This is a genomic window from Aquimarina sp. AD10 (assembly GCF_003443715.1).
Classification (GTDB): Bacteria; Bacteroidota; Bacteroidia; order Flavobacteriales; family Flavobacteriaceae; genus Aquimarina; species Aquimarina aggregata.
The window spans coordinates 5,162,149-5,182,973 of sequence record NZ_CP031965.1 but is presented as its reverse complement, the minus strand read 5'-3'; the positions used below and the strand labels follow the sequence as shown (position 1 = coordinate 5,182,973).

Genomic DNA, 20,825 nt, shown 5'->3' with positions numbered 1-20,825 from the left:
ATTTAACCAAGAACTTATATTTTAAAAAAATGGCTTTAATCTCCAAAAAATATTATAACAGGGATCTTTCCTGGCTTCGTTTTAATCATAGAGTACTCCAAGAAGCAGCAGACAAAAGTAATCCACTTTATGATCGAATCAAGTTTCTAGCTATTTTCTCATCAAATCTTGATGAGTTTTTTAAAGTTCGTGTTTCTGATATCAGAAAAATTAAAGATTTAGATAAATCTTTACGAAAAAAGTTAATTACTAAACCAAATAAGCTTTTAAAAAAGATAAAAAAACAGGTTCTGCTTCAACAAGAAGAATTTGGAGAGCTTTTTAATCAACAGATCATTCCTGATTTAAAAAAAGAAGGAATACAATTAGTGTATTGCGAAGATTTTTCTGTAAGTCAAAAAAAAATAGCGCAAGAATACTATAAAGAACATCTTGAAAGTAAACTTACATTAGGAATTGTTACCGATGGAGATCATGAAAACATCTTTATAGAAAATGAAGAGCTTTACTTAACTACTTTACTCGATACTAATGAATTGATTGTAGTTAAAATCCCTTCCGAAACACCTAGGTTTATATCTTTTCCAATAGAGGAAGGTATACATTACATCACCTTTGTAGACGATATTTTAAAATATAATTTATCTAAGTTTTATGCTCAAAGTGATATTTCTTCATTTCATTCTATTAAAATTTCTCGTGATGCAGAATTGTATATCGACAATGAATATTCTGGAGATCTGCTCACTAAAATCAAAGATTCTCTTAGTAATCGAGATACTGGCCAAGTAACTAGAGTATTAATAGATAATACAATGCCTTTAGAATTACTAAATGCCATAAAAAAGATATTAGATGTAAATGAAACTGATATTTCTGAAGGGGGTAGATATCATAATTTTAAGGACTTCTTCGGTTTTCCAAATCCAACAAATAAAAAATTAGTTGAAGATGCTATAGCGCCTATTCGAGATCAAAGTCTATTAGGTTTCTCGAATATGTTTGATGCTATTTCAAAAAAGGATCGACTGTTTTATTATCCTTACGAGTCTTTTCAAGATGTAATTCGTTTAGCGCAAGAAGCCGCAACAGATAAAAACGTTACTAAAATAAAAGTCACACTATACCGCATAGCAAAACAATCAGGAATCGCTGATGCATTACTCTTGGCTGCAAAAAACGGAAAAGAAGTTTTTGTTTTTATTGAAACAAAAGCTCGATTTGATGAAGAAAATAATATACGATGGGGTAAAATTTTAGAAAATCATGGGGCAAAAGTAACCTATAGTTATGCGGGCATAAAAGTACATTCTAAAATACTGTTAATAGAACGTTTAGAAAATAAGCAAACCGTAAGATACAGCTACATTAGCACCGGTAATTTTAATGAAAAAACTGCTAAAATATATACCGATTTTGGGCTAATGACAGCTAATAAAGACATTACTTCAGAATTAAGTCAAGTTTTTCAGTTATTAGAACGAACCATTATTATTCCGAAAACTAAAAAACTATTAATATCACCATTCACAACTAGAAATACGTTTAAAAAACTAATAGAGACCGAAATCGAGAACGCCAAGAAAGGGCAAGAAGCCTATATCATATTAAAGATGAATAGCCTACAAGATCCAAAGATGATAGATTTACTATATGATGCAAATAATGCCGGTGTAAAGATTAGATTAATAGTTCGCGGTATTTGTTGTTTAGTTCCAGGAATTCCAGGCCAAAGTGAACATATATATATCACTAGTATTGTAGATCGATTTTTAGAACATGGACGTGTTTACATTTTTGCTAACTCAGGAAAAGAAAAAATGTATATAGGCTCTGCCGATTGGATGACACGTAACTTAGATCATAGAATCGAAGTGATAACACCAATTTTAGATATCGATGTGTATTCTAAAATTAGAGCTATGATACAACTACAATTAGACGATACCGTAAAAGCAAGAGTTATAAATGAAGATCAAAACAACATATATGTTAATTCTACGCAAGTACTCAGGTCTCAATTAGAAACTATAGAAAAAATCAAAAACCTTACGATAACCACTGATTAACAACTACTTATGTTAAAATTATTTTAAATAAATATTGACCATCTGGTTTGGTTCTGTTTTAAATTATCTTAGTAATAACTTAAAACCTCACCACATGAAATCTTCTAAAAATAATACACTAAAAGCTCATTTTTTGGTGTGCCTTACTATATGTATTTGCACAGTTTGCACATCACTATCAGGTCAATCTATTTTTAAAAATGCCTCTAATCAAATCCCACAAGTTACACCAACAGGTGCAGACTCTTTTGATTCGGATCTTGTAGATGTTGATGGCGATGGAGATTTGGATATTTTTATTGCTGAAGGTACTGCTGGATTCTCTGGTCGTGCCAATCGACTTTTGATAAACAATCAAGGATTTTTTACAGATGTTTCAGAAAGTAATTTACCTATATCCCCTAATCCTGCAAATAGTATAAGTGCAGATTATGGTGATATTGATAATGATGGAGATGTGGATATTGTAGTAACTAATCTAGGACCAACACAATTACTAATAAATCAAGGTAATGGTATATTTTCTGATGAGAGTATCAACTTATTACCTCCTCCTCCTATCAATATATTTGAAGATATTTCTACCGAAATAGGTTTTGAAGATGTAAATAAAGATGGACTTCTAGATATTTTTATTGCTAATGAAATACCTCCGATACCAGATATAGGACCAGGAGGAGCGCAAAATTTTCTATACATCCAAAATACAGATGGAACTTTTTCTAACGAATCTTTAAGTCGTTTACCAAATGTAAAAAATCAAACAGGAAGCTTTGTCTTTGGCGACATTGATAGCGATGGCGATAATGATCTTATTATAGCTAATGTTGGTCAAAATCAAGTTTTGATCAATGATGGAAATGGTTTTTTTACTAATGAGACCGAATTGAGAATCTCTCAACAAAATACAGCTAGTCGCGCTATGGTGTTAGCAGACATTGACAATGACACAGATCTTGATCTTATTATTGCTAACAGTAATTCGGAACAAAATCAGGTTTTTATAAATGATTCAAAAGGTTTTTTTCAAGAAAACACGACAAATGCATTACCAGAAAAAATAGATACAAGTACCGACGTAAAACTTTTTGACTTTAATTATGACGGTTACCTTGATATCATTTTTGCCAATTCTGCTCCTAATCCGATGGGGCCAGCTGGAGGTGGTCACCCTTTAGCTCCTGCCCCAGATATACTCTACATAAATGATGGTTCAGGAATCTTTACTGACGCTTCTTCTATTTTCTTACCGCAAAACAATGATATTAGTTTTGATATTGAAATTGCCGATGTTAATGGTGATTGTTTAGACGATATATTAGTATCAAATGCAAATGATGGGATCGAAAAATTATATTTACGAGATAGCACTCCTCAAACTCAATTTACCAATATAGTACCATTTACCACTTGTATTACTGATAATCTTGATGGTACTTTAACAGCGACCTTTGGATACACTAATTCAACTCAAAACACAGTATATATTCCTAAAAGTAATAGAAACAAATTAATTGCTGCTACCAGAAACCCTCCGGTTATCTTTTTCCCTGGTACGCATACAGATGTATTTTCTGCAACTTTTAGAGTAAGTATGGCGTGGATAATTAATAAAGATATTGCGATCGCCACGAGAAGAAACTCAATGTGTGATACTGATATATTTACCGAGAATAATGACGAAGATTTTAATTTAGAGATCATGAATTACCCTAATCCATTTTCAGGATCCACAACAATTAAATATACTATTCCAAAAGCAGATATGGTTGAAATACTATTATATGATCAATCAGGAAGAATTATTAAGATTATACAAAAATCACATCAAAGTAAAGGTCCACATAGCATACAACTTAATGCTACTACTCTTGGACTTAAAAATGGTATGTACTTTTATAAAATTACATCTGGACAAAGTAGCTCAATTAAATCTCTTATAAAAAATGGATAATAAATTCATTAATTTTGTACATGTTTTTAGTTCTTTAAAGCTGCTTTACTCTTTTTAATACCGAAATAAATAATAAACCCTCCTGTAAAAAACATTAATAAACTATATACTGCTGGAGCTATTGCAAACGAACTGTTTTCTAAAATAACGACTGCTACCGTAATTGCTAAGGTTCCATTCTGAATTCCTGATTCTATTGCAATAGAAATAGCACTTTCATTTCTAAGCTTGAAAATTTTAGCAGAATAATACCCAATCATCATGGTACCAATATTCAAACATAAAGCAATAAGACCCGCTTGTTCAAAATATGAAATCATATTGTCTTTTTCTTTAATCGAAATACCTATAATTACCAGAGCAAGCACTATTCCAGAAGCTATACGAACCGGTTTTGCCATGTTTAAAGCAAATGACTCTTTGTAATGTCTTATTACCATTCCTATGATTACTGGGATAATTGTTATTATCATTATTCGAATTATAGTTCCCGGGATATCTAAGGCAATCGTTCTGGATTCATCCAAAAAATGTAATAATGCGATATTTATGATAAAAGGAATCGTAAAAATAGACACAAAACTACTTATCGCCGTGAGCGTTACTGATAAAGCTACATCACCTTTTGCTAAGTGAGAAATCAAATTTGACGTAGCTCCTCCGGGGCAAGCAGCCAAGATCATAATTCCGATAGCAATTTCTGGTCGTAAAGAAAATGTAGAAGCTAGCAAAAATCCTAATAAAGGCAGGATAATTAGCTGATTAGTTAACCCAATAACTATGGCTTTTGGATAAATTAAAATTCTTTTAAAATCATCAACAACAAGAGATAACCCCATCCCCAACATAATTATTATTAATGATGAAGCTAAAATAATTGTTGATACATTATCCATAATAAATAGTAGTTATTTTTAAAGCAATATAAAACATTTAATATAAATTTTAAGAATACCTCACTATTCACAAAAAAGAATGTTTAAAATTTTGATAAATAAAAGGATGTAAATGCATATTTTAAAGTAATATTTTTTAAGTTTGACAAATTATGCTACTCTGTGCTACATACAGATAACTATTTTAATCCTGATTCTTTTAAAAAAGTATCACCTTAATACTCTTCGAAACTATGCTGGCTGTTTCTACATTTATACTATTCACCTTGCTTGTTGCGTATATATCTTATCGTAAAACCAAAGGAGAAGCTCTAAATACATCTGATGGATACTTTTTAGGAGGAAGAAGTCTCGGATGGTTCGTTATTGGTGGATCACTCTTTTTAACCAATATGAGTGCTAATAACTTTATCGGAGAAAATGAACAGGTATATAATGATAGTGTTGCTGTAATGGCTTGGGGGATGACCTCTATATTATCCTTAATTATAGTGTCCGAATTTATTCTACCCATTTATCTCAAAAATGGATCTGTAACCACACCCGACTTTTTAGAAGATAGGTTTGATTCGAGTATAAAAAAATGGATATCTATTATATTTCTAGTTGGGTATGTTATTAATATGATGCCACCGGTTTTATATGCAGGTGCAGTAGCTTTTAATGGAATGTTTGATCTCTCTGGCGTTTTTGGATTAAGCAATTGGGCTACAATATGGATTCTTGTATGGTCTATTGGTATCGTAGGAAGTATATATGCCATTTTTGGAGGGTTAAAGGCAATTGCTGTTTCTGATGCAATCAATGGTATAGGCCTTGTTATTGGTGGTTTGTTAGTTCCGTTTTTTGGATTACTATACATAGGAGAAGGTAGTTTTTCTGTAGGTCTCGACATGATTTTAACACAAAACACAGAGCACCTTAATGCTATAGGCAAACCCGATTCTCCCGTTCCCTTTAGCACATTATTTACAGGTATGCTATTGGTTAACTTAAATTACTGGGGAACCGAACAATATATCATGCAACGTGTTTTAGGAGCCAAAAATTTAGCTGCAGGTCAAAAGGGTATTGCACTGGCAAGTGTGTTAAAAGTAATCTCTCCGATTTTATTAAATATTCCAGGACTTATAGCCTTGCATATCTATTTTAATGTAGAGAACACTGCAGAAATTTATCCGCGTTTAATTGGGGATGTAATGCCAGAATATTTAACAGGGTTTATGGCAGCCATCATTTTTGGGGCAGCACTTACTACATTTAATTCTGGTCTTAATAGTTCTAGTACTTTATTTATGTTGAATATTTACAAGCCGTACCTAAAGGATAAAAACAAAGAAATTGGAGATTTAAAACTAATCAAGAAAAGTAAATATTTACAGGTATTTCTGGCTATGACCGCTATGTTTATCGCTCCTTTTATAGCTTTCGTAGATGGTGGTTTTTTTGACTATATCCAAAAAGTGGCCGGATTTTTTAGTGTACCTATATTCACAATTCTATTCGTAGGATTTGTCACTAAAAAAGTACCTCCAATTGGTGCTAAAGTAGCTCTGATATTTTTTATCACCTGTTACGGACTTACGCAATTGGTATTCGAAACAGGACTACATTTTCTTCATATAATGGCAATTTTGTTTCTAACAAGTACGGCAATCATGCTATTCTTTGGTAAATTCTATCCTATGAAAGTGCCGTATAAACCAATAGATAAAAAAATAGTAGATATTAAACCCTGGAAATATAGACACCTAATATCCTTATTACTGATCATTATTGTAATCGCAACTTATATTTTCTTTTCCCCATTAGGTGTGGCATCGTAACAAGAATAACTCAATATCATTATGGCTAACTTAACAACAAAAGGCTGGTGTTTTCTTCAAGAAATAGGCAAAGAACAACTTCCTTATGATGGAATATCACTATATACAAAGGAGGAACACTTTGGTTTTAGCATATCATCTCAAATAAACCAATTAGAAAAAGAGCTATATGTTACAACTGTAAAACTAAGCTCATCTACTCCTAAAAATACAAAACCTGTTAAACTAGTATGGAAAATCCCTGCTATTAATCTTAAAGGAACCTGGTTATCAAATTATGAAAGTGATCGACGTGTGTTTGCAGAGTTTGATGCAGAACGCATGCTTGTTTCAAGAACTGCTTACGAGGCACCTATACTATGTCTTTATGGTCATAATGATCAAAACTTACATACATTTGCCTGTTCTGATGCTATTAACACCTTATCATTAGGTGCAGGACTTAGAGAAGAAGATGGGTGGGTATATTGTAATGTAATCTTGTTTACCGAAAATGTTCCTGATTTTAAAGATTATGAAATTAGCATCTTATTAGATTATAGAAAACATCGATATGAACACTCTTTAGGTAAAGTTTCTGATTGGTGGGAGTCTTTTACTAAATATACTCCCATGAGCGTTCCTGAAATAGCAAAACAACCCATGTATTCTACATGGTACTCCTATCATCAAGAAATTAGTAGTGATACCCTTCTAAAAGAATGTACAATAGCATCAGAAATGGGTTACCGTACTATAATCGTTGACGATGGTTGGCAAACAAATGATAATAATCGTGGGTATGCATATACCGGAGATTGGTTACCAGAACGTTTTCCGGAAATGTCTAATTTTGTTTCTGATATCCATGGTTTAGATATGAAAATAATGTTATGGTATTCTGTTCCCTTTTTTGGAAAATACTCTAAAGCTTATGAGAAATTTAAAGGAAAGTTTCTTCATTTTTCTGAAGAGTTTCAAGCCGCTATTGTTGATCCCAGATATCCTGAAATAAGAGAATACCTCGTTACTATTTATTCAAATGCTCTTAAAAACTGGAAGCTAGATGGTTTTAAACTTGATTTTATTGATCATTTTATACCGTATCCAGAAACCATTTTGACTTTAGAAGATGGCAGAGATTATGCCGCAATTGGTCCAGCAGTAGATCGATTAATGACAGATATAAAAGAGGCCTTAATAGCAATTAATCCTAATATTTTAATTGAATTTAGACAACATTACATAGGACCTGCATTACGAAAATGTGGTAATATGCTAAGAGCACATGATTGCCCCAATGATGCTGTTACTAACCGAAGACGTATAATTGATCTAAGGTTACTTTCTGGAGATACCGCTATACATTCGGATATGTTTATGTGGAATTATGATGAACCTGTGGCATTAGCTGCTTTGCAATTTGTAAATATTTTGTTTTCGGTTCCTCAGGTATCTGTTCGTCTTGGTGAAATTTTAGAATCTCATAAACAAATGGTTTTGTTCTACACTTCCTATTGGATACAAAACCAAGACATACTATTAAGTAGAAATTTAACGGCAATAGGGCCTTCAGAAAATTATCCTGTGGTGAGAACTATTACAGAAAAAAAGGAGATTATTGCAGTGTATGCAGATGTTGTAATTGACCTCTTTAGTGAAGCTCAATATATTGATATAATTAACGGAAAAACATCAGAAAAAATAATTCTTAATACTGTATCTAGTCAAAAATCTTATAAAATCTCCATCATAGATTGTCAAGGGAATATAATTAAAAACACTACAAATTCATTTCAAAAAGGACTCATATCCATAGAAGCACCTATTTCAGGAATGATAACTCTATCAGCAGTTTAACATGAAATCAGAAATCAATTTTGATAGCGCCCATTTTTGGGAAAACCCTAAAGTATTTGCCATTGGCCAAGAAAAACCACACGCCAATATGTTTCCCTATGAGGATTTTAGCTTTTCTAAAGAAAATAAAAAAGAATATTCCTCTAGATTTAAATCTTTAAATGGCCTATGGTATTTTAAATATTCTGATCGTCCAGATCGTCGACCTAGTAATTTTCAAAAGCAGTCTTTTGACACTTCTGCATGGGATCAAATTAATGTCCCTGCAAATTGGGAATTAGAAGGGTTTGGTGTCCCTATCTACGTCAATGATCGCTATCCTTTTCCTAAAAACCCTCCTTATATTCCACATGATGACAACCCTGTTGGTTCCTATAAAAAGACATTTACCGTTCCAGATAATTGGCAAGGACAGCAAGTTTTTATTCATTTTGGATCTGTAAAATCCGCAGCTCATTTTTGGATAAATGGGCAATGGATAGGCTATAATCAGGATTCGATGACTCCTATAGAATTTAACATTACAGAACATCTCATAAAAGGTGAAAATACTGTGGCCGTAGAAGTATATCGATGGTGTGATGGGTCGTATCTAGAATGTCAAGATTTTTGGCGTTTAAGCGGTATACAACGAGAAGTTTATTTGTTTTCAAGAAATGCAATATACATTCAGGACTATTTTGTGAAAGCAGACCTAACTTCAGATTATAATGATGGAATATTAGATCTTAATGTTTCAATCCAAAACACAAACAATCAATTATGGAACGGCACTGTTGAATGTGAGATATTCGACAATAATAATGATCTTTTCTTTACGAAAACAATAGGTATTCAATCTACTTCAGAAAATTCTCTCTTTTCTATTAAAGAACATCTTCCTAAACCATTAAAGTGGACTGCAGAAACACCAAACCTCTATCAATTTTCATTAAAATTAATAGATCAAGAAAAAAACATTTTAGAAGTTATACACTCCAAAATAGGGTTTAGAAAAGTAGAAATAATGAATGCTCAACTCTTGATTAATGGAAAAGCAATAACCATAAAAGGTGTAAATCGTCATGAACATGACGAAGTGACTGGACGTGTTATCTCTGAAGAAAGTATGATTCTTGATATCAAATTGATGAAACAATATAACATCAATGCGGTACGAAATAGTCACTATCCAAATAAGACTAGATGGTACGAGTTATGTGATGAGTATGGATTATACGTTATCGACGAGGCTAATATAGAAACTCATGGTATGGGATCAAATTATTCAACTCCATATGATGCATCTGTTCATCCCTGTAATTTATCCGAGTGGAAATCTGCTCATTTGGATAGAGTATCTAGAATGTTTGAGCGTACAAAAAATCATCCTTCTATAATTATCTGGTCTTTGGGCAACGAAGCTGGAAATGGTCCAAATTTCAAAGCAGCATATCAATGGATAAAATCTAAAGACACTACCAGACCTGTGCAATATGAGCAAGCAGGAGAAGAAGAAAATACGGATATCGTATGCCCTATGTATCCGACTATCGAAGAGATTGAGAAATATGCCAAAAAAAATCCAAAAAGACCCTTTATCATGTGTGAATATGCACATGCTATGGGAAATAGTGTAGGAAACCTAATAGACTATTGGAATTTGATTCAGAAATACCCCACTTTACAAGGTGGATTTATATGGGATTGGGTAGATCAAGGTATTACAGCATATACAAAAGAAGGTGAAAAATATTGGAAATTTGGCGGAGACTTTGGCGCTACACATATTCCCAGTGATGGTAACTTTTGTATTAATGGATTGTTATTTCCAGATCGTACACCACATCCTGCCATTTGGGAAGTAAAGAAATGTTACCAATCTATTAATTTCAAAGTCATTGATTTAAAAAAAGGTATTATAGAAATTAGCAATGATTTTGATTTTATCTCTCTTTCAGACTTTCATATTAATTGGGAAGTATCTTCAGAAGAAGGGAATATTTGTTCTGGGTTACTTAAAGACCTTACAATTGATGCCGGTTACTCAAGTCAATTTCAAATTGATTATCAATTTGATCTTAATCCTAGTATAGAATATTTTTTAAATCTTCAGGCTATTTTTAGTAAAGAAGACGATAAGTCAATTCCCTTTGGTCATGAAGTCGCAAAAGAACAATTTTTACTCCAATCTCCTTCCGGAAAAGAATCTAACGACTTCTTTTCAGAAAAAGAACTTTTTATTTCAGAGATAAAAGAATCATACCAAATATCTGGTGAAAATTTTGTTATTCAGATAAGTTTAGCAACTGGATTACTAACCTCATTTTCCTATCGCGGGACACAGTACATTGATGAACCTATGCGCCCTAATTTCTGGAGAGCTCCTAATGACAACGACTTTGGCAATACTATGCCTGAACGTACAAAAATATGGAGATATGCTGGACAAAATCATACGTTAAAGGATATCAAACTTGTCAAACAATCTAAACATCAAGTTATTATCAATACCACTTTAATACTACCTGATGTCGATTGTTCTTTTAAAATGAAATATTCTATCACTAATAATGGCGTATTATCTATTGATTGTTATTTTGAACCAGGCTCTATGCAGTTGCCTGAGTTACCCCGATTAGGGTTATACTTTAAAACCAACAGCTCTTTTACTAAGATTAAATGGTTTGGCAGAGGTCCTTTTGAAAATTATATCGACAGAAAACATGCTGCACATATAGGTCTGTATGAAAAAGAGGTAGATCATATGTCACATGATTATATAAGTCCGCAAGAAACCGGTAATCGAGAAGATACTAGAAAACTAATTCTAAAAAACACTAATGGAGCACAATTAGAAATTTCAGGAAGCCCGAAATTCAGCTTTAGTACATTGTATTATAGTCCAGAGACATTAACCCAAGAGAAACGGGGAATTTTACATCATATTGAGCTTCAAAAAGAAAATGCAGTATCTGTATGTTTAGATCATTTTCAAATGGGTATTGGGGGTATCGATTCGTGGGGAGCCTTCCCTTTAGACAAATATCGATATTCATTAGATCATTACACTTTCTCTTTTACCTTAAAAGCAAGTAAAACGCTTTAGCCATCTTAGACTATTTTGTACAGGATACTGTTTTTCAAGTTAAGATAACCTTAAGAGTTACTGTTTTTTAATTTATTTATATTTAGGGACTAAATTAATTCAACATTCTCAGTCAATGAAATTTTACACTAATCAGCATAGGATTGTCTATGCCCTTTTTTTTCTAATCTCTTTTATTGGAATATCTCAGGAAAACAAAACGGAAAATGATACTATTAAAAAAGCTACAAAAGAGCTTCCTCTAGAACCTGAACGAACTATTTCTTTCACCACAGAGAAAGGAACTTGGATTTCTCTAGATGTAAGTCCCGACGGAAAGACTATTGTCTTTGATCTTATGGGTGATATTTACACCATACCCATTACAGGAGGTAATGCTACACAAATAACAAAAGGAATGGCTTATGATGTACACCCTAGATATAGTCCTGATGGTAAATCATTAGTTTTTATTTCTGATAAAAGTGGATCAGATAATATTTGGACTTTAGACCTTTCTACCAAAGAGGATAAACAAATTACCAAAGAAAAAAAGCATAATTTCTATTCTGCAGAATGGACTCCTGATGGAGAATATATCGTTGGATCAAAAGGACGTGGTAGTATTAAATTACATGTTTATCATAAAGAAAGTGGTTCAGGAAGTCAATTGTTTGATAAGCCAGAAGATATAAAAGCTATTGACCCAGCTATTAGCCCCGATGGTAAACTACTATATTTCTCAAGACGTAAAGGTTCCTGGGATTATAACGCCCAATTACCACAATATCAAATAGGAACTTATGACATGGAAGATGGAGATGTTGATATCATAACATCTCGATATGGATCTGCATTTACTCCAACACTCTCTAATGATGGCAATTGGTTGGTATATGGTTCTCGTTTTGAGGACGAAACAGGACTTATGCTTAGAAACTTAAAAACAGGAAAAGAACGTTGGTTAGCCTACCCTGTACAAAGAGATGAACAAGAATCTATAGCACCACTAGGCGTCTTACCAGCAATGTCTTTTACACCTGATAGTAAAAACCTTATCGCTTCGTATGGTGGTAAAATATATAAGATTTCTTTAGAGAATAATGCCGCAACAGAAATTCCTTTCAAAGTAGATGTTAAACTCAATCTAGGACCTAGATTAGATTTTAAATACCCTATAAAAGATGACAAAAATGCTTTAGTGACTCAGATACGTGATGCAAAACCGTCTCCAGATGGTTCTAAACTCGCGTTTACAGCATTAAATCGTTTATATCTTATGAATTTGCCTAACGGTACTCCTAAAAGGCTAACTACAAACAACTTTACCGAAGCGCAGCCAACATGGTCTCCTGACGGAAAATACATTGTATATACAACCTGGAAACAAGGAGGAGGGCATTTGTTTAAAGTTAATATCGAAGGGAGACCTAAACCAATACAGTTAACAAAAGAATCAGGTATATATACTAAACCATCTTGGTCTTATCGCTCTAATCGAATTGCATTTCATAAAGGATCGGCACAGGTCTATGATGATGCAATAAATCCATTTTCAAATGGAGTTCAGGAAGATTTAGTCTGGATACCCGCAGCAGGTGGTGATATTAAGATGATCGACAAAACTAAAGGAAGACAAAACCCTCACTTTACCAAAGTAGATGATCGTATTTACTTAACTAGCAATAAAAAAGGGCTAATTTCTATTCGATGGGATGGATCTGACGAAAAACAACACTTAGAATTAACTGGAATTACCACTTATGGTTTTCGTGATAGCTCTGGTAAAGACGATCATCATCATGTAATGGATGCTTGTTTTGCTTTGTTATCCAAACAATACGGTGCTGCAAATAAAAATGCTTCACGGCCATCTGAAATACAAATTTCTCCTGACGGAAAAACAGCCTTAGCACAAATAAATAATGATATTTATACCGTCATTATTCCAAGATATGGTAAAACACCATCTATATCCCTAGCAAAAGCTGATCAAGCAGCTTTTCCTGCTATGAAACTAACAGTTATGGGAGGAGAATTTCCTAGCTGGTCTACAGACAGTAAAAAAGTTCATTGGTCTTTGGGAGCAAGTCACTTTAGATATGACATTGCAGCTGGAAAAAAGTTTGCCGATAGCTTAGCTGCTGCTAAAAAGAAAGAAAAAGAACTTAAGAAAACTGAAAAAAAATCTGATTCTACAAAAACCGACGATAAAGAAAAAAAGAAGGAACCTAAATTTGAAGCCCAAGAGTTTAAAGTAAAAGTCACGTATGAAAAAGACACTCCAAAAGGTAATTTATTATTAAAGGGAGGACGAATTATTACAATGAATGGTTCTGAAGTAATTGAAAACGGAGATATTTTAGTAGAAAATAATAGAATTAAAGCTATTGGAGTTTCAGGAAGCTTAACTGTACCTTCCAATACAAAAACTATAGATGTTTCTGGAAAAACTCTGATGCCTGGATTTATTGATACCCATGCACATATGAGACCCACTTGGGGCATTCATAAAAATCAAGCCTGGACATATTCTGCTAATCTTGCTTACGGGGTAACTACAACCCGTGACCCTCAAACTGGTACTACAGATGTCCTTACCTATTCTGATATGGTAGAAGCTGGTACACTGCACGGACCACGTATATATAGTACTGGTCCAGGTGTCGGATTCTGGCAATATCAAATAGAGAGTCTGGATCATGCAAAAGATGTATTAAAGCAATACAGCCACTATTACAATACTAAAAGTATCAAAATGTATATGGTTGGTAATCGTCAGCAAAGACAATGGATCATTATGGCGGCAAAAGAATTGAAATTAATACCTACAACAGAAGGAGCTCTTAATTTTAAATTAAATATGACGCAATTATTGGACGGATATCCAGGTCATGAGCACTCGTTACCTATCTATCCTATTTATAAAGATGTCGTAAAAACTATTGCCGATTCTAAAATGGCATTAACACCAACTCTATTAGTTTCTTATGGAGGGCCATGGGCAGAAAACTATTATTACTCACGAGAAAATGTGTGGGGGGATCAAAAAATACAATACTTTACTCCCTACGAAGAATTAGCACGTAAATCTAGAAGAAGACCAGGATGGTTTATGGATGAAGAACATGTGTTTAAAAAGCATGCAGAATTTATGAAAGATTTAGTTGAAGCAGGAGGTCTTGCTGGTGTTGGAAGTCATGGACAATTACAAGGCCTAGGATTTCATTGGGAATTATGGTCTGTAGGTAGTGGCGGAATGAAAGATCATGATGCGCTTAAAGTCGCTACAATACTAGGAGCGCAGGCGTTAGGCCTAGATAATGACCTAGGAAGTCTTGAAAAAGGAAAGCTTGCCGATATATTGATTCTAGCAAAAAATCCATTAGAAAATATTCGTAATACAAATACACTTACGCAAGTTATAAAAAATGGTAGAGTATATAATGCCGATACGTTAGATGAAGTATGGCCTAAAGAACAAAAAGCTGAAGTTTTTCATTGGCAAACTAAAAAACCAAAGGGAATCCCAGGGATCAAAAAATAAGTGTTTAAATTATTCAAATAATACCGTTTATATAAAATAAATTAAAAGTGCTAGTATCTTGCTAGCACTTTTAGTTTTAAGAAAAAATAGAAACTTCAATTATAATTCTTTAATCTATTTTAAATGTTAAGGCTTTTTAATTACGGTACATTAAAATGCGAAATCTAGTTCATTACATTTTAATAGAGTATTAAGTGTATTTTAAACGGAAAAAGGCTATGCTTTCTCCGTATGTTTTAGCTTAAAAAACACACTAACCACTAATAATCAAGTCGTTGAATTCATATTACTCTATATAAATCTATTTGTGGTATTAAACAAAATCAACCAAATTCAATGTTTTTAAAATCTAGAAATGACTATTTTTGTGCATTCTTACAACCAAAAATCACTTTTAGACCCCCTAACCAAAATGACCAATCATTTATTTAAAACACCAAAACACTTATTTTCACTCCTTTTATTTTCAATAATTTTTTCATGTTCACCAATCAAATTAGATACTACAAAAAATGAAGAAAGCAGTAGTCTAAAAGATCCTAAAGACATGATCATTTCAATCATTTTAAATGTCTATAAATCGTCCAGTACAAAGAAGGACTCACTCTCTCTTTATGAAATCAGTATTGTAGATGGTCTTTTAAAAAAAGACATTACGCCAGCTCCTAAACGTGTTTCAGGAAAATGGATGTTATCTTTTTTAAACGCAGAACATGAACTAATTAAAAACACGATACTCGACGATCCATTGACCGTAGAACATGAATATGTTATTGGTAACGAAGATGACCTTAAATTTGAGCACGTAGAAATGCAACTTGAAAAGGCTACCTTAACCGTTCGGGCCAGATATTCACCAGACATGAAAGCTATTTTAATTGAAAAAACCGATTCTTTAGGAAACCCCGGCGCAGCTAAACTATTTAAAATTCGAGAATAATTCTCACTCATATTTTATCTTAAAACCTAAATCACATGAAAAAACAATTACTACACATTATTTTGTTACTATTTCCACTTTTGTTTGGATCTCTAGTAGTCAAAGCACAATCTTTTCCTTATGAATATATCATACGAAATGGCGCTCCATCGTCAAAAATAAATTTGGTATTTGTTGGTGATGGATATCTGCCTAGTCAAATGAATAGATATATTTCGGATGTAACTTCGGCGACAAACAAGATGTTTCAAATGGAACCTTTTAGATCACTTAAGGCTAATTTTAATGTAATTGCTGTTAAGGTGCCGTCAAATTCCCAAGGAGCGGCAAGTTCACCAAATAATCTAATTAATAATTATTTTGGTAGTACTTTTAATTATAGCGGAATACAACGGCTTCTAGTTGCAACAAGAAGTGGAAGAATATCCAGTGTAATTAATAATTCGTTTCCGCAGTCTGATCAAGGAATAATTATAGTTAATGATTCCAGATATGGCGGATCAGGAGGGGCTTATGCTACACTTTCAACCAATAGTGCGGCTCCTGATCTTCTTGTGCATGAACTAGGGCATAGTTATGCTGATTTGGCCGATGAATACTGGTTCAGAGCTCAAGAGAAAGCAAATCAGACTTCTAACGGAAGTTCTTCTACTAACAGATGGCGCCAATTTATTGGACGAGCTGGTGTAGGAATTTATCGCTATGAAAGCCCTGGGAGCAATTATTACAGACCTCATCAATCCTGTAAAATGCGTTATCTATCCAGTAATTTTTGCCTAGTTTGCCAAAATCATATCCGTAAGGTTACCAATAACCTAGGCGGAGATGGTGGTGGAGAAACCCTCGCTATTCCAGCAAATTTAGTAGCGCAAAATGTTGGAGCTACCTCATTTGGAATTACTTGGTCTAGTGTATCAAACGCATCTTCATATGACATACAATTATGGAATGGAAGTGATTGGATAAATAAAGGCAACACTAGTACTACTTCATTTTCATTTTCAGGTCTAGTGCCCAATGGTACAGAGTATGCAAGGGTTCGTGCAACTAATTCTACAAGTGCAAGTGAATGGACCAGCTATGTTACCGTTCAACTTAATGGTACCGATGTAGCGACCCCTGCCCGACCTACAGATTTAAAATCTTACAATATAAACCCTACTTATTTTGGGATTTATTGGACCACTGTAGACGAAGCTACATCTTATGATATTCAAAGATGGACTGGAAGTGAATGGGAATTTCATGGGAATACTAGTTCTTATTATTACTATTTAAATGACCTTCCTGCTGGTAGTACCCAGTATGTTAGAGTTAGGAGTAAAAATAGTGTAGGAACTAGTGACTATACAGAATATATTACTGTTGTACTTGGCAGTGCTGGATCTTCGGCTCTTAGACCAGAAGAAAATCTACCTAATTCAAAAGAAGTAAAAAACCAAATTGCCTTATTTCCAAACCCAGTAACTCGCGAACTGCATATACAAGGCCCACCAGATCAAAATACCGGAGTAATTTCTGTTTTCGCACTATCCGGAGAATTAATTTTAGAAGAAAAATTTAATACCGATACCCTAATGTTAGACGTGTCTGTATTACAATCAGGAACTTTTATTGTTATTGTAAAATATGATGATGGCTCTTCTATAGTCAAAAGATTTGTAAAAGAATAAAAAAAGAGGTAGTCTAAAAAGATAATTTTTCTGTCATTTCGAGCGGAGTCGAGAAATTGTATATCTTGATTTTCAACACAATTCGACTCCGCTCAATGGCACAGATTACAACTATCAATAATTTTTAGATATTTTTTTTAAAATCTATCAATTCGATATCCCAAAAAAGATTAGTTTTCTAAAACTATTCAAATAAGTAATCCTGGTTTAAGTTAGATGTCATAAATTGAACTATTTGTAATTTGAACATTATATTTCTCTTTTTAACATGAATAAGAATCAATCTGAAGAAAGCTCGTATTGGACAAAACGATATGCCGAAAATCGAACTGGTTGGGATATTGGATATGCAGCAACGCCCTTTAAGAACTACATCGATCAATTAACTGACAAAAGCATTAAAATCTTAATTCCTGGAGCTGGAAATGCCTATGAAGCCGAATATTTATTTCAAAACGGGTTTTATAATGTATATGTACTAGACATTTCTCAAACCCCGTTAGACTCTTTTTTAGAAAGAGTTTCTAATTTTCCAAAGTCACAATTATTACTAGGTGATTTCTTTACCTTATCTGGAGACTACGATCTAATTTTAGAACAGACTTTCTTTTGCTCATTTGTTCCTACCCCTGAAAATAGGTTTGCCTATGTAAAACAAATGGCAAACCTCTTAACAACAAATGGTAAACTTGTAGGGCTTTGGTTCGACATACCACTTACAGGAGATATGGAGAAACGCCCTTTTGGCGGAGATAAACAGCTTTATCTTTCCTATTTAGAAACCAATTTTAATACCGTCACCTTCGAAAAATGTTACAATTCTATTCCTGAAAGACTGGGAAATGAATTCTTCGGAATTTTCTTAAAAAAATAGCTGTTCTAATATTTTAGTAATTCCTCGATTTTAATTTTTACTTTTTCTGTTGAAGGAATCATTGTTTGTTCTAACGTACTATTTAAAGGAATTGCAGGCATATTTTCTGATCCAATGGTTACTACTGGAGCATCTAAATACCTAAAACATTCTTCTTGAATTTTTCCTGCCAAGGCTCTTGCAAATGAATTATTACTTGGTTCTTCTGTAACAACAAGGCACTTTTTACTTTTCTTTACAGATTCCATTATTGTTTCCTCATCCAGAGGGTACAGCGTTCGCAAATCAATTATTTCTACTGTTTCTTTTCTGTCTTTTGTAGCATTTAAAGCCCAATGTACTCCCATACCATAAGTAACTACAGTAAGTGTTTCTTTTTCATCTTGTGGCCATATTTGTTGTACAATATTTGCTTTTCCAAAAGGTAAGACATAATCTTCTGAAGGTTCTATTGTTCTGGCAGCATCTGTTCCTTTAACTTTAGACCAATACAATCCTTTATGCTCTAAAATAACTACAGGATTAGGGTCGTAATAAGCAGCTTTCATTAACCCTTTAAGATCAGCACCATTACTAGGGTATGCAATTTTAATTCCGCGAATATTTGTAATTACCGACTCTACTGATGAAGAATGATATGGCCCACCACTACCGTATGCTCCAATAGGAACTCTTAGTATCATTGAAACTGGCCATTTACCATTTGATAGGTAACAAGAGCGGCTCACTTCGGTAAATAATTGATTAAGACCTGGCCAAATATAATCGGCAAACTGTACCTCTACAATTGGTTTTAACCCTACAGCCGACATCCCAACGGTAGACCCAACAATAAATGCTTCTTGAATTGGAGTATTAAATACACGTTCATCACCAAACTTTTGAGCCAATGTAGCTGCCTCTCTAAACACACCTCCTAAACGTCCGCCTACGTCCTGACCATATAAAAGACATTCTTTATGTTTCTTCATTAATTCTTCTACCGCAAATAAAGCGCAATCAACCATAACAACTTCTTCTTTGTCAGATGGTGATCTTTCTCCTTTTTCTTCGGTAATTGGTGTTGGCGCAAAATCATGAGTAAACAGATCTTCAGGTTTTGGATCTTCTGCTTTAAGCGCTTCTTCAAGGTCTTTACTTACCTTACTTTTTGCATCTTCTTCTAACGCATTAATTTCATCTTCTGTAAATCCATTTGATAATAATTGATTTCTTAATACTGGATACGGATCACGAGAACGTGCTTCTTCTAAATCATCTCGATACCACTCCATTCGCACTCCTGATGTATGGTGATTTAATAAAGGTACTCTTGCATGTACTAAGATGGGTCTTCTTTCTTCGCGAATTGTTTTAAATACCTCTTGCAAAGCAAGATAACTCTCTGTAAAATTGGCTCCATCAATAGTAATCGCATCCAATCCATTAAACCCATTAGCATATTCAAAAGCACTTTGTGCTCTGGTTTCGGCCGCATTAGCCGATATATCCCAACCATTATCTTGTACTAGGTACAATATTGGTAACTGTTTTAAAGCCGCCATTTGAAAAGCTTCTGCTATCTCTCCTTCGGTAACCGATGCATCACCTAACGAGCACACGACCAGAGGCGCAGCCATAGGCTGTTTTACTATCTCACTCTTATCTAAATCATCTTGCGAAGTGTGATCAATTCCTATTATTTCTTTATACTGCATTCCCATAGCAACCCCGGTAGCAGGAATTGCCTGCATTCCTGTTGCAGAGGATTGATGAGGAATTTTAGGCTTATCAGCATCCCGCAAACTAGGATGTGAATAATATGTTCTTCCACCAGAAAAGGGATCTTCCTTTTTAGCCAATAACTGTAGCATTAAATCATATGGTCGCATTCCTATACCTAGCAATAAAGAATCATCACGATAATAAGGAAATGCATAATCTTGAGGTAGCAACTGCATAGCAACTGCTATCTGAATTGCCTCATGCCCTCTTGATGTAGCATGTACATATTTTGATACCGTTTTAAAATTCTCTTCATAAAGCTCTGTCATACTTTTTGCAGTACACAATGTAGAGAATGCCTTTTGTAATATTTCTTTTGTTATTGTTTTTTGGGCTAACATATTTTTCAATTTTTGACTTACGATATTTCAGTATT

11 protein-coding genes are annotated in these 20,825 nt (G+C 33.7%); 9 read left to right on the top strand and 2 right to left on the bottom strand.

Features of this window, described 5'->3' with window-relative positions:
- The first annotated feature begins 29 nt into the window (after positions 1–29).
- Both ppk1 and D1816_RS21455 read left to right on the top strand, forming a co-directional pair.
- Positions 30–2,069 carry a polyphosphate kinase 1 gene (gene ppk1, locus D1816_RS21460; protein WP_118505606.1) on the top strand — a complete coding sequence of 680 codons (2,040 nt, stop codon included), beginning with the start codon at positions 30–32 and terminating at the stop codon, positions 2,067–2,069.
- 94 nt (positions 2,070–2,163) lie between these two features.
- Entirely contained in the window at positions 2,164–4,023 is a 1,860-nt protein-coding gene (locus D1816_RS21455; RefSeq protein ID WP_118505604.1) for an FG-GAP-like repeat-containing protein, read from the top strand.
- A 26-nt stretch (positions 4,024–4,049) separates the two neighbouring features.
- Here the strand turns inward: D1816_RS21455 and D1816_RS21450 are convergent, their stop codons facing one another.
- A complete protein-coding gene (locus D1816_RS21450) occupies positions 4,050–4,919 on the bottom strand; it encodes a bile acid:sodium symporter family protein (protein ID WP_118505602.1) in 870 nt (289 codons plus the stop codon).
- Positions 4,920–5,152: 233 nt separating this feature from the next.
- On the opposite strand from D1816_RS21450, the gene D1816_RS21445 reads away from it, so the two are divergent.
- From D1816_RS21445 to D1816_RS21415, 7 genes are all read left to right on the top strand, one after another.
- The gene (locus D1816_RS21445; RefSeq protein WP_118505600.1) at positions 5,153–6,745 is read left to right on the top strand and encodes a solute:sodium symporter family transporter; all 1,593 of its coding nucleotides are present in this window, start codon (positions 5,153–5,155) and stop codon (positions 6,743–6,745) included.
- 21 nt (positions 6,746–6,766) lie between these two features.
- Positions 6,767–8,584, top strand: coding sequence for a glycoside hydrolase family 36 protein (locus D1816_RS21440; RefSeq protein ID WP_118505598.1), 1,818 nt, complete (start codon positions 6,767–6,769; stop codon positions 8,582–8,584).
- A gap of 1 nt (position 8,585) precedes the next feature.
- Positions 8,586–11,672 (top strand): glycoside hydrolase family 2 TIM barrel-domain containing protein, encoded by a 3,087-nt coding sequence (locus tag D1816_RS21435; protein WP_118505596.1) that lies wholly within the window; start codon positions 8,586–8,588, stop codon positions 11,670–11,672.
- 115 nt (positions 11,673–11,787) lie between these two features.
- A complete protein-coding gene (locus tag D1816_RS21430) occupies positions 11,788–15,198 on the top strand; it encodes an amidohydrolase family protein (RefSeq protein ID WP_118505594.1) in 3,411 nt (1,136 codons plus the stop codon).
- Positions 15,199–15,610: 412 nt separating this feature from the next.
- Positions 15,611–16,138, top strand: coding sequence for a hypothetical protein (locus tag D1816_RS21425; protein ID WP_158597702.1), 528 nt, complete (start codon positions 15,611–15,613; stop codon positions 16,136–16,138).
- Positions 16,139–16,173: 35 nt separating this feature from the next.
- Complete coding sequence (locus D1816_RS21420) at positions 16,174–17,811, top strand: M64 family metallopeptidase (RefSeq protein ID WP_118505590.1); 1,638 nt, start codon at positions 16,174–16,176, stop codon at positions 17,809–17,811.
- A 268-nt stretch (positions 17,812–18,079) separates the two neighbouring features.
- Positions 18,080–18,685, top strand: coding sequence for a methyltransferase domain-containing protein (locus D1816_RS21415; protein ID WP_118505588.1), 606 nt, complete (start codon positions 18,080–18,082; stop codon positions 18,683–18,685).
- Positions 18,686–18,690: 5 nt separating this feature from the next.
- Here D1816_RS21415 and D1816_RS21410 read toward each other — a convergent pair whose 3' ends face one another.
- Positions 18,691–20,790, bottom strand: a complete 2,100-nt coding sequence (locus D1816_RS21410; protein ID WP_118505586.1) for a thiamine pyrophosphate-dependent enzyme — start codon at positions 20,788–20,790, stop codon at positions 18,691–18,693.
- Positions 20,791–20,825 lie beyond the last annotated feature (35 nt).